This is a genomic window from Sphingobacterium deserti, from assembly GCF_000757725.1.
Classification (GTDB): Bacteria; Bacteroidota; Bacteroidia; order Sphingobacteriales; family Sphingobacteriaceae; genus Sphingobacterium; species Sphingobacterium deserti.
In genome coordinates this window covers 20,775-35,715 of sequence record NZ_JJMU01000037.1, presented here as the reverse complement: position 1 = coordinate 35,715, position 14,941 = coordinate 20,775, and the positions used below count along the sequence as shown (strand labels likewise).

The 14,941-nt window shown below is 36.7% G+C and carries 14 protein-coding genes; 4 read left to right on the top strand and 10 right to left on the bottom strand.

Features of this window, described 5'->3' with window-relative positions:
- The first annotated feature begins 141 nt into the window (after positions 1-141).
- The 4 genes from DI53_RS11855 (at position 142) to DI53_RS20075 (ending at position 1,991) form a co-directional block, all read left to right on the top strand.
- The gene (locus DI53_RS11855; RefSeq protein WP_131555254.1) at positions 142-339 is read left to right on the top strand and encodes a hypothetical protein; all 198 of its coding nucleotides are present in this window, start codon (positions 142-144) and stop codon (positions 337-339) included.
- A gap of 24 nt (positions 340-363) precedes the next feature.
- Positions 364-1,089: a TolB family protein gene (locus DI53_RS11850; RefSeq protein WP_131555252.1), complete on the top strand. Its 726-nt coding sequence runs from the start codon at positions 364-366 to the stop codon at positions 1,087-1,089.
- Between the two features lie 21 nt (positions 1,090-1,110).
- On the top strand, positions 1,111-1,299 hold the full coding sequence (locus DI53_RS11845) for an SDR family oxidoreductase (RefSeq protein ID WP_037499606.1): 189 nt from the start codon (positions 1,111-1,113) through the stop codon (positions 1,297-1,299).
- Between the two features lie 524 nt (positions 1,300-1,823).
- On the top strand, positions 1,824-1,991 hold the full coding sequence (locus DI53_RS20075; RefSeq protein WP_131555250.1) for a class IIb bacteriocin, lactobin A/cerein 7B family: 168 nt from the start codon (positions 1,824-1,826) through the stop codon (positions 1,989-1,991).
- A gap of 743 nt (positions 1,992-2,734) precedes the next feature.
- On the opposite strand, the gene DI53_RS20555 is transcribed toward DI53_RS20075, so the two are convergent.
- From DI53_RS20555 to DI53_RS11795, 10 genes are all read right to left on the bottom strand, one after another.
- Positions 2,735-2,974 (bottom strand): hypothetical protein, encoded by a 240-nt coding sequence (locus DI53_RS20555; protein WP_206538027.1) that lies wholly within the window; start codon positions 2,972-2,974, stop codon positions 2,735-2,737.
- A 319-nt stretch (positions 2,975-3,293) separates the two neighbouring features.
- Positions 3,294-5,927, bottom strand: coding sequence for a P-loop NTPase family protein (locus DI53_RS11835; RefSeq protein WP_037499600.1), 2,634 nt, complete (start codon positions 5,925-5,927; stop codon positions 3,294-3,296).
- Positions 5,928-6,382: 455 nt separating this feature from the next.
- Positions 6,383-7,312: a DNA-binding transcriptional response regulator gene (locus tag DI53_RS11830; RefSeq protein ID WP_037499596.1), complete on the bottom strand. Its 930-nt coding sequence runs from the start codon at positions 7,310-7,312 to the stop codon at positions 6,383-6,385.
- Positions 7,313-7,315: 3 nt separating this feature from the next.
- Complete coding sequence (locus DI53_RS11825) at positions 7,316-9,634, bottom strand: sensor histidine kinase (protein WP_037499593.1); 2,319 nt, start codon at positions 9,632-9,634, stop codon at positions 7,316-7,318.
- Complete coding sequence (locus DI53_RS11820) at positions 9,612-10,862, bottom strand: DNA cytosine methyltransferase (protein WP_037499590.1); 1,251 nt, start codon at positions 10,860-10,862, stop codon at positions 9,612-9,614. Before DI53_RS11820 ends, DI53_RS11825 begins: the two co-directional genes overlap by 23 nt.
- A 626-nt stretch (positions 10,863-11,488) precedes the next feature.
- The gene (locus DI53_RS11815) at positions 11,489-12,148 is read right to left on the bottom strand and encodes a hypothetical protein (protein ID WP_037499586.1); all 660 of its coding nucleotides are present in this window, start codon (positions 12,146-12,148) and stop codon (positions 11,489-11,491) included.
- 9 nt (positions 12,149-12,157) lie between these two features.
- The gene (locus tag DI53_RS11810; protein WP_037499583.1) at positions 12,158-13,126 is read right to left on the bottom strand and encodes a relaxase/mobilization nuclease domain-containing protein; all 969 of its coding nucleotides are present in this window, start codon (positions 13,124-13,126) and stop codon (positions 12,158-12,160) included.
- Positions 13,116-13,496 (bottom strand): plasmid mobilization protein, encoded by a 381-nt coding sequence (locus DI53_RS11805; RefSeq protein WP_037499580.1) that lies wholly within the window; start codon positions 13,494-13,496, stop codon positions 13,116-13,118. Before DI53_RS11805 ends, DI53_RS11810 begins: the two co-directional genes overlap by 11 nt.
- A gap of 222 nt (positions 13,497-13,718) precedes the next feature.
- Positions 13,719-13,988 carry a helix-turn-helix domain-containing protein gene (locus tag DI53_RS11800; protein WP_037499577.1) on the bottom strand — a complete coding sequence of 90 codons (270 nt, stop codon included), beginning with the start codon at positions 13,986-13,988 and terminating at the stop codon, positions 13,719-13,721.
- A gap of 169 nt (positions 13,989-14,157) precedes the next feature.
- Positions 14,158-14,925, bottom strand: coding sequence for a hypothetical protein (locus DI53_RS11795; RefSeq protein WP_131555248.1), 768 nt, complete (start codon positions 14,923-14,925; stop codon positions 14,158-14,160).
- Positions 14,926-14,941: the final 16 nt, after the last annotated feature.

Genomic DNA, 14,941 nt, shown 5'->3' with positions numbered 1-14,941 from the left:
AAAGATAAACGGAGGAATAGCTAGTATGATGCCCCACGCCGTTTACATTGATCATCATATGAAATCCAGAAAATACTAGTTTTCGTGGATATAATAAGCCCTATTTAATATATAGCTTGCATATGGCAAATGATACAAGACATGAAAACAATAGCTTTTTTCTTTACTGTACTTCTATTGGTGGGCTGTTCTAAAGACAACGGCCCAGAATCTAGTATACCATCAAATCTCAAGGGGACGTTGTATTTCGATTGGGCAGACGAAGGCACGCTATCAATAGACACGGAGACAGGTGTTAAGGGAACTTTTCTACCTAGTGACTCTAAGCGAAACGGGTGAGACATCTCAAGGGATAAAAAATGGATGCTCACCGCCAGTAAAACCAGCATTTGGAATGACAACATCACCTTCGTAATTAGCCAAATGGCCAGTGGTGAAATTGTGAACCAATTTGATTATAAGCCGCTAAATGGCGGAAGTGGATTTCATTCGGGCACACTCTCACCCGACAACACGTTGATCGCCATAGCGCCTACATTTGAAGCAGGATGGGTATTGCTCAAGACTGATGGATCCCTACTAGGGCATATCGATGCCATAAATGGCGAAAAACCCGCGAGAGGATCGGCAATAGTATGGCTTCCGGGTAACTCTATCCTCCTCACCCACAAGTCATCTATCATTAGGCTTGATCCACCCTATACCAATGGGAAATTAATAAAAGAGATGAATTACGAAGACTGGGGTGAGGTTACGGTTAATGCTGCCGGGACCAAGATAGCGCTGAGCGCAAATAAGCATATTTACATGATGGATATCGATGGCAGTAATTTCGTGCAAGTGACCGAAAGCAATGACGAGGAGGTGCTTCCAGCGTTCTCACCGGATGGAAACTATCTACTTGTAGGAACAGACTACACCCCTTCTGGAACATTCAGCGCTATCTGGCGGCTGAAAATTATACCCGCAGACGGCAAAAAGTATAATGTGGACCCAATCGCCGAAAATAGTGCCGGCGTAATTCCCGTAATCGCCAATGGAGAGGAGACTATTCAGGCCGCTAGTAATCGAGGTATGATTTGGAGGTAATGTATACAACTTAAAAAAGAGATGTCATTAATTGAAAGTGATATGTTCGCAAAAAGAGAGTTATCAGAAGAAACCATAGCATGGACTCCTATGAAGCGCCTCGGCAAAGCAAATGAGGTAGCGGAAGTTGTGCTTTGGCTATTCAGTCCCGCATCAAGCTATGTGGTCGGTCAGCCGATCTCGGTAGATGGTGGCTTAAGTATCCTATAATATCCTATTTTACGCCATGCATGCAGGATCATGGCAGGAAGTATTGAAGCTGCTCCCATTAAAATAAATAGCTTTATGGGGCAGCTATTTTTACATGATTTATCTTGCATCATCTCAGGCGCTTCCTAAAGAAACCTTCATCCTCCCGAAAAGTGCTTTAACTTCGTTTTCTAAAGTATCTTCATTTTTTTATTGTGTCCCAACATCATCAAAAGCTCGGTTTTAAAAGGAAAAGACCTGATGTAGGATGAACAAACAGCATGCGTTGAAATTCTTAAAAACTTGATGTGGCGATTAGGTATTTTCTACTAAAACCCTTTATACTTTGAGTTTATCTCCGGCGAAGTAAGGATGGAAAAACGGATGATCGCAATCTTAGGCAAGGTTCTGCTAAAAAAACCTTTTTTTAAATATTTTATTCACTACTTTTTTTGTGTAGTGAGCGAAGCTAATTTAGTGCTGTTGATTAACAAAGCAGGTTTCCGAAAAGGCTTGGTAATAGAGTAGGATATGATTTTTATTCTTTGACAGAAATGGATAGCTTAGCTTTAACGAAGATTGGTGTTCGAGAGTTGAATGCCAACGAAATGGTAGAAGTGGACGGTGGATGGATATTTATTGCTTGGGGAGCAATGCTAGCCATGGATGCTATTACTGTAGGAATGTATTATGGTTATCATCAAAATAAATAATAATACGGGACTTTTAGAATTAAACGAGGAAGAAATGCAACGCATTGAAGGCGGATGGATTGGATTTGCGGGATTACTTATTGCCGGTTTTGCGTTAGGTTACGAAGTTGGAAAAAGTGCTGCTGAACGAGCACGACGGTAATTATCTTATGCACCGTTTACATGCTAATCATTTGTGTGAACGGTGCGCTATATTTTGGCACCAACTACACATGGAGTTTTCTATATGAAAAAAAGCATTCCATCATTGAATATAAAAAAGAAATATGCTAACGCATTTATATGCCTTGGTTTTCTCTTAATTTTAGCATTTTACATAGGTTACAAAGTAGGACAAAGTGCGGGGAAGAAGGAACGTCTTAGTGAAGCTATTTGATAAAAAGCTCCTCCCGTAGCGTTGTCAATATAATCTATTACGATTACTCCCGCTTCTGAACACAAATGTAAGTACCATAGCATATGTCAGGAAGATAATGAAGTGACTAATAAATCTTCTGGGTTGTATTTGGTTTTATCCCCTCGAAATGCTGGGTCTGAAGAACCATAAGTTTTTGGCTTATCTGTGGACAGTAACCTGGTAGTTTCTTTCGTAATTCCTATAGTTGTCAGTCCCTGTGCCTTTGTTCCCTGTCCATTTAATTGTTGTTTTATAATGATGTTGCATTTTTAATATCTCGTCTTTCTGAAATTTGTATTAGCATACTGTATAGTCTTCATTTGTACCTCTCAATATTTTTCACTGTCTATTGCGTATCTTCGGTATTATTGTTCTCGAAAATCCCGTGTAATTTTTGTTGCAATAGCTTTTTATCGGGCAGTTGGGTTTGGTACTCGGCAACCATTGCAGGGGAAAGCGAACCGCCTTTATGCGTTGTTTCGGGATTGCTGTATGAGTTGTATAATGTCATCAGCCAACCCCAATAACACAAAAAGCCCGACTTTCGTCGAGCTTTTTCTGTCGGGGTGGCAGGATTTTCCATCACACCTCTAATGCGTTGATTTTATTACTATTAACAAGTAATCTATCAAGACAGGTAACCGAATAGGTATCCTTTGATATGCCCTACTTTGTAGACTTTGATTTTTCTTGACACCACCTTTTCCAATAAGTCAATGTATTTTGCTACTCTAAATTTATGAAAATTCATCAACAAAAACAATCCTTATAATGAATTTGCCAAGTCGCTTGATTTTTTCGGGCAACTTAAATTCTGAATCCTCTATGCCCGCGCACTCAACTAAAAACGATCGCGCAGCGATCCAAATATTGTAACGAATAAGCGCAGCAAAAATTAAAATCAATTAGCTAATAACCGACTCGATCTGTTCCTTAACCCTTTCGAGCTCAATTTTTGTATTATTGATTAATGCAAATGATGGCGCAATGCTTTTCTGTTTGATTTCCGTCGTTAAGACAGTAATCTTATCAAGATTAGCATTTGGACTTGAGAAAACTGCACTGAAGACCTGCTGATATTCAACTATTAAATTTGAATATTTACTTACTATCTCACTAAGTCTCCCATTAATAAGCATAAGTGCATTTAATACACCTTTAACTTCGGCATCAGTAACCGACTTTGCAAAGTTAACTCTATTACGAAAAGCATCTTCCAAAGACGGCAACTTCTTTTGTCGCGAATCAGAAATTGACTGTTCCAGTCTATTAAAAAAATCATCATTAAATTCAGCATTAAAACTTAATTTTGAGTTTTCAGTGAATGCAGTGGAAAGTTTTTCAGTCATCGTATTTAAGTCATTACGGGCCATTCCGTATAGAAAACCTCCCAATCCAGACACTATAGTTCCAAGAATAGCGTAGAAAACTTCCCAAGCAAAAGTGGTTTCTGTGCTAACATTAAATTTTAGAATAATCAATACTGTAGCTAAACCGATCATTGCCGATATACCACACCACTTGATTATTGCGTAAAAACGACTTTTCTTTTGCTTAACACGCATTTTATCAAATTCTAAATACTTTAGTCTATGGCTTTCATATGCCTTTAAAAGCTTTTCTTGAAACACAGCATTAAGATTATTTTGAATCTCAATATTCGTTTGTTCTAGGGGTTCCAGTACTTTGAACTTTTCTCTCTTGAAAAACGGGCTAGTATGCAATTTTTCTATTTTAAAACCATTTATTTCTCTCTTCAAAGAATTAGCTTCCATTTCCAAATCATTTATAAGAATTTTTGTATCTCCGGTATATGTTTCTTTTTTTGAGTATACAGATGCTATTGCCTCTTGCTTTTTTAATTGCTTATATTGATCAGGGAAATCATCATCTAATTCATCCAGTTGCTTACCAACTCGCAACTTTTCGATAGTGTCTTTAGTATTTTTGGTTAGGACACTAGCCTTATACATTTCTATTACATCGAAATACTTCTCGAAATTTAAATCAAAAGTTTCCACTCCATCTTGATAAAGTTTTTCTAAAGTCAGAATAACATGCTTTTGTTTTAATACAGATATAAAATCTTCAATTTTTGACAATAAGCTAACACGCTGCTGATCAGCCAACTGATAAGATAATTTAACATACTCCAGAACATGACTATCCATTTTCGTAAAATCAACTTCAAGCTCATCTTCTAGCAAATCGAATTTGATGCTATTAGGGAAAATGGTACGAATATCCTCCAAAATTAAGTTACTTTCATTGATAGACTTGACGAAATCCTGACGAAAACTTATAACAGCTGCTCTGATCTGCTGATAGAGAATATTTGCAAATTGGCCAATGTTTCCATTGGACTGCTGCTCTATAACGGTGTTTATCATTTTTACCTGTTGCAAGACGCTGAAATCCTTCTCGAAGTTTTTAAGTAAAGAAAAATTAAGAATTGAACCCAATTTATCTTGCTCGGCTTGCAAAGCTCTTTTGAAAGAGATATCACCATTTATCCAGAGGTCACGAAACTTTTCATTATTTAACTCTACAACTGCATCGAATTTATTTACATTTTCACTAGCTGTGTTTAAAAAGTCCGCAGTAGTATTTATTTTATTTTTAATAGTGCTTAAAAAGTAACTTTCGATCTCGACCATAGCGTTGGAGAAAAACTCAACTTTGTGCCCGTGATTATTTAATACAACTTGTGTATCTGATGACAAAGACCATTTATACAAATTTTCCTTCAAAGAATTTATATTAAACTGCTGTACGTTATCAATAAATAAAAAGTCTTCTATCAATACGTCCCCCACACTCCCGAACTCCTTTAATCTTGATATCAGCTGACCTATAAATTTATCTCGTTTACTTTCATCAATATTGTCATCTGCTAAGGGAAGCAAAGAATTTTTCCTAAATTCGTCAGTTCTAGTTATCACAAACTTGAGGGGCAAAAATGGTAATTTTAAAAATTTTTGATTAAGCAATGGTATATCCGCTACATCAACAGGATTTGCAGCAGAAATAAAGTAAAATATATAGTCACAAATTGGCAAAAAATCTTGAATTAGTTCGTTAACGACGTTGGGGTCTCCTGATCCAGGTGTATCAGCAATTACCAAGTTATGCAAAAAGTCATAATCAATAAGAGTACTTCTGACGGGAACTAGGCTATTTTCTCTAACCATATGAATTAGCTTTTGAGAATTTTTTTTGTCAGTTATTAAGCTTATCGATGTATCTGTCGGATTTAAATCAGTTTCACGCTCATCACTAGTATTATTAAGCTCCAATAGACTGTTTATTGTCGAAGATTTACCTGAAGAAAAATGACCGACAAAACCAACGTAAATAATATGCTGCTCTTTAGCGATATATTGTTCCAAACTTGCGATCAATCTGACCAAAAATTTCTTCCGATCGGAGCTATCGGAGAGAACGTTGATACCTAATGCTTTTGCAGCCAGTTCTCCTTCAAGTAAGGAGTTTAAACGTTTAGATTTTGCAATAACTTTGGCAATCTGTGTCTCATTCATAATTTAACTCTGTTTAAGATTTATCTCAGTAATTTATATTTATTGTAGTTCGGATTATTACAGGTTATTAGAAAAGCTTAAAAAATTGCAAACCTTCTTAAAAGATGCTACTTTCAAATTTTAAGGCTACGAAAACATGGCTATCCTCAAATTCCTTATCATAATTTATTTAAATTTACCACTTGCCAATAAAACTGCAATACAAAAAGCAAGTGAATCGCATATGTTTTTTATCGCTGGCAGTGCAATGAGAAATTTACATTTCTTATTGAGAGACCTATATCGACCAAACCGCAGTCAAGCAAAAAACATATACAACCGTTGCTTATATTAGATATAAAATAATTATAATAAAATAAATAGCAACCTCAGAATGTCGCTATCTGCCTTAGCAAAGTTGATAGGTAATAAAATAGGTAATGAGTCATATCTCTTTTGAGGTCTTACAAAAGACGCTACGAATCGGATTTAACATGTGGTATTAAATCAACAAAATTTTTTTTATACCTCATAATGTCTTTTCTTATTTTTTTACACAGTTCTTCATCAAAAGTTAGACCTGTATCACCGTGTTTGAAGTATTCCCGCCCTGTTTCCTCATCCTGCAGGAGCACAGCGTGAGCAAACTTGTTCCGAATCGCTATTATTTCGTCTTTATAAGACTGAGAGAAATTTTCTACACCTATAAATTGCAAAAGGTTTGATAGGGTTCTTATTTTAAAATCAGAACTAAACAGGTAGTTATCTTTGGTAAGCTTGTGAAAGTTGTTAGCCTTTTTACAGCTTTCAATGAATTTTGTTTTAGACGCCAAATGGTCGTTAATTTCATCAAAAATACCATCAGAGAGCACTTCATTTTTAATATTTTCGTTAGACATTGCCATCGATATAATATCTATCATCTGAATGTCTAAAGAACTGGTTTCGTTCATAATCATACCTCTCATCGATACAATGTGTTGGAATTTTCGAATAGTCAGGTCTATAAGTTCAATTGCTTTGAGAGTCAGCTTTTCATAATGGTCTCCTCCAACTATTTTTCTAGTATCTACGAACGTAATTCGGTCCATTTTAACAGTATCTGTAACTTCTCCCTGTGCTGAGTAAAACATTATTTCAGTTAAAATAGACCTCGCTCGCACTTCACCTATTATTTTATCACCATCTCTAGCCGCTGCATCTGTCTCATTTAAATGATAGTCAGTCATTATCAGATCATAGGAATCATTTAAATGATCGAAAAAATCTGCTTCTGTCTTAACGATTGTTATGTGTGGTGTAAAACCTTCATCGACAAGATGGCGCTCCATGTCTCGTTGGTACTCACCTTCGATAATGACATCCATTTTGTCATCGAGCCATAGTATTTTGTATTCAAGTTTCATAATTTAGATTGTGATTTTAAATGTTGTACCCTTACCTATCTCTGATTCGTCTACACCAATCTCCCCTTTTAAATTTTGAACAATATCTCGTGCTTGAGATAATCCAATTCCACTTCCGTTCGTTGTGGTGTACCCAAACTCGAACACCTCCGAAAATTTTTCTTTTGGAATAGGTTGGGGATTGTCGTCATGAATAGTCATTAACAATCTACCCCCAATTTTTTTAAGAATAAAGCTTATTGTTTTTGCTTTCAACTTCTCCGCATTTGAAATAAACACGTCAATCAGTGTCGTAACTTCAAGAGGTACAAAGTTCATAACTAATTTCCCTCCATCGCTATCAATGTTGATCAATAAGTTCGAATCTATGATTTTACCTTCAGAAATATAGATTTCGTTTAGATAGCCTAAAATAAATTCAATAATATCGCTTTTTATCTCAGTGGCCTTAAGATTAAAATTAGCTTTTGTAATGAAGTTCGCAATTGAGCTTATTTTTGCAGATTCTAGAGATATCACCGCAATTTTCTTTTTAATTTCGTCACTTAGAACAGTTACGTCTAATTCTCGTAAAAGAAGCTTGATATTTCTATTTATTCTTCCGGAAGAATGAAAAATTTGATGCTGTAATCCAATAATCCTTTCTTTATCAGTCCCAATGATTGCCCCTTGCCATAGCCCACGCTTAACCTGCTCTTCGAGCTGTTCTGAAATAACCTCATTTTCTATAAGCTTATCTAGGAGTTCACTTTCTGCTTCGTCTTTTGATTTTTTAAGTTGTTCAACTTTTAATCCGGCTTTATGAACTCTATCTAAGATTTCATTCTTATCGAAATCACCACTTTCAATTGCTTGGGTTATATCAACAAGCGACTTTTGCACGGAATTCTCACTCTTTTGACTAAGGATTTCCAAAATATCCGGAGCTAGCTCAACACTTTTGATGTTTTTGCCGGAAGATATTGATTCTACGAGTTTGAGAATATTTTCGTTAACATCTTTAGATTCAATATCTTCGCCTTCGCCTTTAGTAAAAGATTTGTTAAAATTAATAAAGTCATCATTTGATAAAAAATTCCCCCAATCTACAATATCAATTATATACCTCTCAACTCTTTTTAAATTTTGATAAAACCAATCAATTAGTTGAAAATATTCTCTAGTCTTAAGCAAGCCATCACCTCGGCTAGTTGTTTCTCTTAATTGTTCGTTCGGATCGCTGATCGATATATAGCCGATAACTTCTCGGGTCCCCAAATAGCGGGTCCTTCCTTGGGTTTTACGATTATCCATTTTAAGTGGATCCTCATATCGATCTCCGTAAGGATAAATCCTTACACCATTTTTATAGATAAAAACATGTCCATATTCCACCGGCTGAAGCCCCATCCTTCTCGAAAAATTTACTTTAGCCGAGCGATTAAGATAGTATATTTCTAATTCTACATTTTCTAGATTACTAAAAGGATTTTCTTCTACGATGCTGTAAACCATTTTACCGCCTTCGACCAGCGAAGTCTTTATTTCATTACACTCTTTATTAGATACTACTGAAGTTATTTTAGTAGTTTTCAATTCAAGCGTATCAAAAATTAAATTTTCTATTAGCCCGTTAACTCTGTTTACGTATAGGACTTCTCCGCTATCTTTCTCTAGCTCTTCTGGAACGACTAACGAGATTTCAAAGTTATCTTCGGCTATGCGGGTATTCGGATTTATTAATTTCGCTAACGCAGCTTTAAGTTCCAAAAATTTTCCTCTATCCCAATCGCTTTTTAAATTTGTGATCTCCAAAACGGTACCGTTCGAAACACCATAACTACTCTTTTCTATTGTTTCATGTATAACATTAATATCTATGAATTCGTCTCTAATATTCCCTTCGAACTTATCCCAATCAGTATAAAGAACCTCAACTTTAGCATCCTGCTCATCTTTAATGGTTTCCAGATAAAGATTTCTTCCTAGTCTATCGCATGAGAACCTTCCAATACCTTTAGCACCGGCGTAGGCTCTTTTAACTTTTATTTTATTTCGATAATCGTAACTTTCTTCCTCGGTACCTTCTTTTTTAGCTGAGTAGGCGACAAATAGCCATTTCTTCACCAAATCATCGTAGTCCATTCCCTTGCCATTGTCTTTCACAATAATTTTGGCATTTGGAGTTTTCATTTCGTAAAAAAGGACTTCAACTTTGGTAGCATGTGCGTCATACGAATTTTTCACCAATTCAAAAATTGCAATGTGATCATCGCTAATTAAATCGCTTCCAATAATATTTTTTAAAGCAGCACTAATTTTAAACTGAAGATTTTTTTGCATTATCTCTAATCATTATATTTAAAATTACTCCAGCTTGCTCTCCAAAAAGTGGTGGGATTGCATTGCCTATTTGTGAATATCGCGGAACCTCTTTGGTTCTTCGTTTTCCTCCAGTTGTATACTTACTTTTAAATTTATACCAGTCGTTAAATGATTGTATTCGTGCATATTCTCTGACGGTAAAGATTCTTGGCTCGCTATAATGAATGTAATCATCCGGCAGAGTTGTAATCGTCGGTGTTGGTTGATTGCCTGCCAAAGGTATTATAGTTCTCTTTTTAAGATCGTACCTCTCCTTTATTTCTTTGGAAAGAGATTTACCTCTTTCAGCGAATTTTAATAGATATTGGAATTTTTTTACGGTTTCATCACTATGTCTAGCAAACCGATGACTATCAGGAACTTTGTCAAAACAACCGTGTCTCAATAATCTTTGAAAGTCGGAAGATATGTTATTGTACAGACCAGATCTGAAACCTATAGAGTCTGGACAAGCCGTTTCTTGAATTCTTAATAAATCAGAAATAGCATCTTCAAGAGTAGTACTAACACTTATTCCTTTGGATTCCGCAAATGCCGTTTTGTTTGAGATTAAGAGATCGAAGAAATCTTTAGAAGTATAAGTTAGGTCGAGATCTTTCCGGATACCGACCAATATGAACCGAGTTCGTTTTTGGGGAACTCCAAAATCAGAGAAGTCAATCAACTTACCATGCACCTCATACCCTGGGAAGTTCTCCTTCTTCATTACACGGGAGAGTGAACTCTTTACATACTCAGAATAAACGCGACCTTTTACTTTATTTTTATCGAACTTTTGCGTAAAACCTTTAACATTTTCAAAAAATATTAGTTTTGGTTGCACTAATCGGATAAAATTCACATAAGACTCTATCAACATATTTCTCTTATCATTTTCAATACGTCTTCCGGCTGTAGAGAAACCTTGACAAGGCGGCCCTCCGGCAACAAGATCGATTTGCCCTCTAAGCGATCGTAAATTTGCATCATATTTTTTAATGATGTCGTTTATATCGTGATTAACCAATGGCAACCATGATGGCCAATTAAAATGTTCATGGCGTTCTATTAAATTATATTTAAGGGTTTCGAAGGCATCAGGGCTTTTTTCAATAGCAAAACTAGCCTCCCACTCTTTAGAGTTATAAAAACCTAGAGAAAGCCCACCACAGCCAGCGAATAAATCAATGTAAGTGTTTTTTGCCATGAAATATAATAGTTACTTATTTTATATAATAAAAATAAAATTACCAGATTTTGAAGTACTTAAACAGCAAATCTAATAAACCGCAAATGTTTATGGTTTTTCGTAATCCAAGATACATAAAGCTTTAGCATTCTCTTACGGTTTTCCGTAATAAGAACGAATTACTTAGTCCTATTCCGAATTGACTGTTAGTCTATCGCAGCGCAATTGCATGCCCAAAACAGCTTATGCAAGCTACAAATTTCGTTTTCAGTTTGTGATTCCAGACAAAAATAGAGCTAAATTTGGAAATAAAAATAGAATACACTAAATCAAAAAGTTCCTGCTAAGTTTCATCAAAATTTTCAAGTTGACACCCCCAATATTATAAGCCAAAATATATCGATTAACCATTATAAAAATAGCTCTTTTTTTAATAATTAACAAAAGTTCTGAATATACTTTATAATGCATACCAAATATTTTTAAAGAGCACTGTAGTCGTTAATTGATTTGTTGAACACAAGATTTTTGAGCTGTCGAAGATCGTCAGATATAATAGAAGGTTCTAAAAATGATTATTTTCATCTCGAATTTTCAAAACAGTATAAAAACCTTATTTCTAAATATTTACACCAATTAATTGCCTATTTTATTTTAATCTTATGTTTATGTTTCTTTAAACCTTCTAGGCGAGTTTCCGCACGTAATGCTTCTTCACTTGATTTTTTAACGACTTCTTCCGCCTTTTGAATTGCAATCAATCTTTCCTCTTCATGCTCTACCCATTTTTGAATTTCTTCGGGATTATCGCGATAAACCGAATCAGTATCTATCCATAATTTGGGATGAAGAAGTCGCACAAATCGAATCTTAATATCACTATCCTCAAGCCGATCGTTCGCTTGCCAAAGCAGTATACTGGAAAATAAAGAAAATAATGCAATAAGTAGTAGACTAATCCCGGCCAAAGCATATGGACGCTGTTTCCCAGTAAGATTATGTTCAACACTAACCTTTATTTTTTTTGGCATCTCCTTTATCAACTTATCTTGCATCGTATTTTGTTCACGGATTACGGTAAGGAGGTTACTTCCTGAAGCAACCTGTCTTTGTAAAACTTCTTTCACATCTACAACTGCCAGATCATTTTGCAAATCTCCTAGTACCTTTCCAATACTGTCAAGCTTCCCGGAAATATTATTCTGCTCCGCGCCCGCTTTATCGATCTGATCGAGGCGCTGATTTATATTCACCAATATATCTTGCTGATCTTTTAGAAGATCATATAACTCTTGTTCTTTCATAAAGTTTTTTTATCTGCCAATTACCTTGGACTTTGCTTCATTCTGTTTTCGTTTTCGTCGCCGTTTTTCAGCGTCGGTTAGGTTTTCCGGTTCAGGTACTATATCGATCGGCTGCGAGAAAAAACCAAGCAATGTTTTACCTAGTTGTCCGACGGGATTAGACACAGCCATTGGACTAGCAAGCACATCGCGAATCTGGGCTGCAAGCGGACGAGAATCTACGGAATTTAAAAGCTCGCCTCTGTCCAACTTTTGGTTTTCTTGTAGCTGTTTTTGAATACCACTATAACTATACTTGCGGTCGATTGCTGATCCCTTGAATTTAACCCCATCCTTCTCAAAAGAAACACCCTGTACCTCATTTGTTCCACTACGAAACTTATAATGCATGCCGATACCCTGCCGTTTCAACATCATTTCCATATGCTTTAGTGTGATGGCTTTCTCCATAACTAATTCCAGTGCATCATGCACTGCATAGCGCAGTTTATCCTTTCCAATCAATGATTTCCTATTCACGTCTATCTTCCCTCTACCGAAGTGGTAACAATATTTTTCGGTCATCTGTCGACATATCTTTTGGCTTTTGTGCCACTGATTAAAATTGTCCAACGTATCGCCATTGTTATCAACCCTATTGTAAACAATGTGCAAATGCGGATGCTTTTTATCGGTATGTAACACTGTAATGTACTGTGTATTCTTGAGGCCCATCTTCTCCATATACTCTCGTGCGTGTGCCGTCATTTTTTGTACCGATAATCTGTTACGATCCTCATTACTCCAACTAATTACAGTATGTCCGACCGCGTTACCGAGTTGTGGTCGCATCTTACGCTGTGCATTAAGATCCGCTATGATCGCTTTGATGTCGTAATCCCTTACTTCCGTTGAGTCAATAATCGCAGATTGCTCTCTCTCCAATAGATAACGAACACAACCTCCAAAACTCTTACCTACGATCACTTTAGCTATCATCCTCACCTATCTTTTCCATAAGGTTTCCTATTTCCCTCAGCAATCTACGCAGATCGACAGAAAACGAAAATAGCCCGCTCGTATGCGCAAGTTTGGTAAGCTGGTTAAGGTTATTAGCCATCCCCGACATCATCCTTAGAAAATTAGCTTCCTCTTTTGAAAGCCGTGGTCTAATCACTGCAACTTTTGCCGATTGACGAAACCAGTCGCTTACTCGCAACCCGGCATTTTTAGCCTTCCCCTCGATCAACATCCGTTCGGTAGGCGTAATTCTTACCACGAGCGAAATGCTACGGGTAATAGCTTTCTTCGGACGCCCCCTCTTCTCCCTTACTTGTTCCGTATTCGGTTCTTTCGCCCTCATCTTCATAACCAGATTTTTCAGTTTTACAAGAAGCGACCACCGGGAGCAACTCTATTTTCCCACGCCTGTCAGCGTGGGAAAATGATTTTTTGCATTGCAAAAAAATAAACTTGCTCCTTAACACCGTCAGCACAAGCGGACGCTTTGCTGATAAGCTATTCAGCTGGCATTCCCTAAGATTTTTGAGTTCCAAATTCTTAGAAGCTAAACACAAATTTCTTAACGATCTCATCGGTCACCCTCCATCAAATTTTGGATATCTTCATAACGGTAATACATCAGTCCTCCAATCTTTTTAAAAGGCAACGTACCGTTAACACGGAGATTCTGCAAAGTTCCGGCAGAGATACCTAGCAGCTTTCGAACCTCATAACTTTTTAGGTAGACCTTTGGTTCGTTACCTTGCTTTCTTGGATGAGGATTGCTCCTTCTGATCTCCTCTATCAGTTCTTGCTTTAGTTGTTCAAGGTCTCCCCTTGTGATAAGTTCCACGTTCATTGACACTCCTTTGTTAGATGTAATAAAAAATAAATCATTGGCGTGAACACGTTGATGTATTTCGCCACCATTTGATTACAAAGGAACTTGATAGAACTTTTCCAAGATGATCATCAGAAAAGGGTTGGTCAATTTTGATACGGTTTTACAGGGTAAGGGCTAGTTAGGACTAACTTCTTTTTTTTGCAGGCACAATATCGAACAGCTTATATTTTGTCGGCACTTCGGCATACTTACTACCCATATCGTGCCTGTTGGCAGGAAAATATCGTCGTAATGTTTCTGCACTGATGGGTTCGTCGTCATGTCGGAAATAACGGCAGAGCATTTTAACCCAAACACTTGAATGGATCGAAAAAACCAGCTCTTTGTTATCAGCGGTCTTCTGCTGCTGCATCTTAATCATGAGATCAGCAACCGTGAGCAAATGACCTGTGGGGATATTGATATAATCTTCCGTATCGCGCTGCTTAATTAACTTTAGTTCCTTCTTAAGCTCCGCAACCTTTTTCACAAGATCTAATAATTCACTTTCCTGCTTGGCAATAATCTCATCTTTGCTGCCCCCCTCATTCCACTTATCAATAACCTTCAGAAAAGAGATAAATTTCCGCAGCTGCTTTTTACTTTTTAGAACACGATAGTGGCGCACCTTAGATTCTCGCTCATCGTTAGCCAACAGTTTCCTTAAGCCATCATCCACAATTTCACAAACATGTTCATAAAACTCACGTTCATCACCTGTATCGTTGTGGCGTTTATAGTATTCAAAATAGTAATTGTAGAAATCTGTGAATTCGGATGCTGTTCGCTCGTAAAGCTTATTTAAAAAGTGGATATCATAGTGCCCCTTCCACCAAAAAAGAGGTCTTCCGATATCATAGGGATGTGCTTTACCAAATCGTGGCCGCTTACTGAAATACGACATTTCTTCCATATACTCCTGTTTAGGT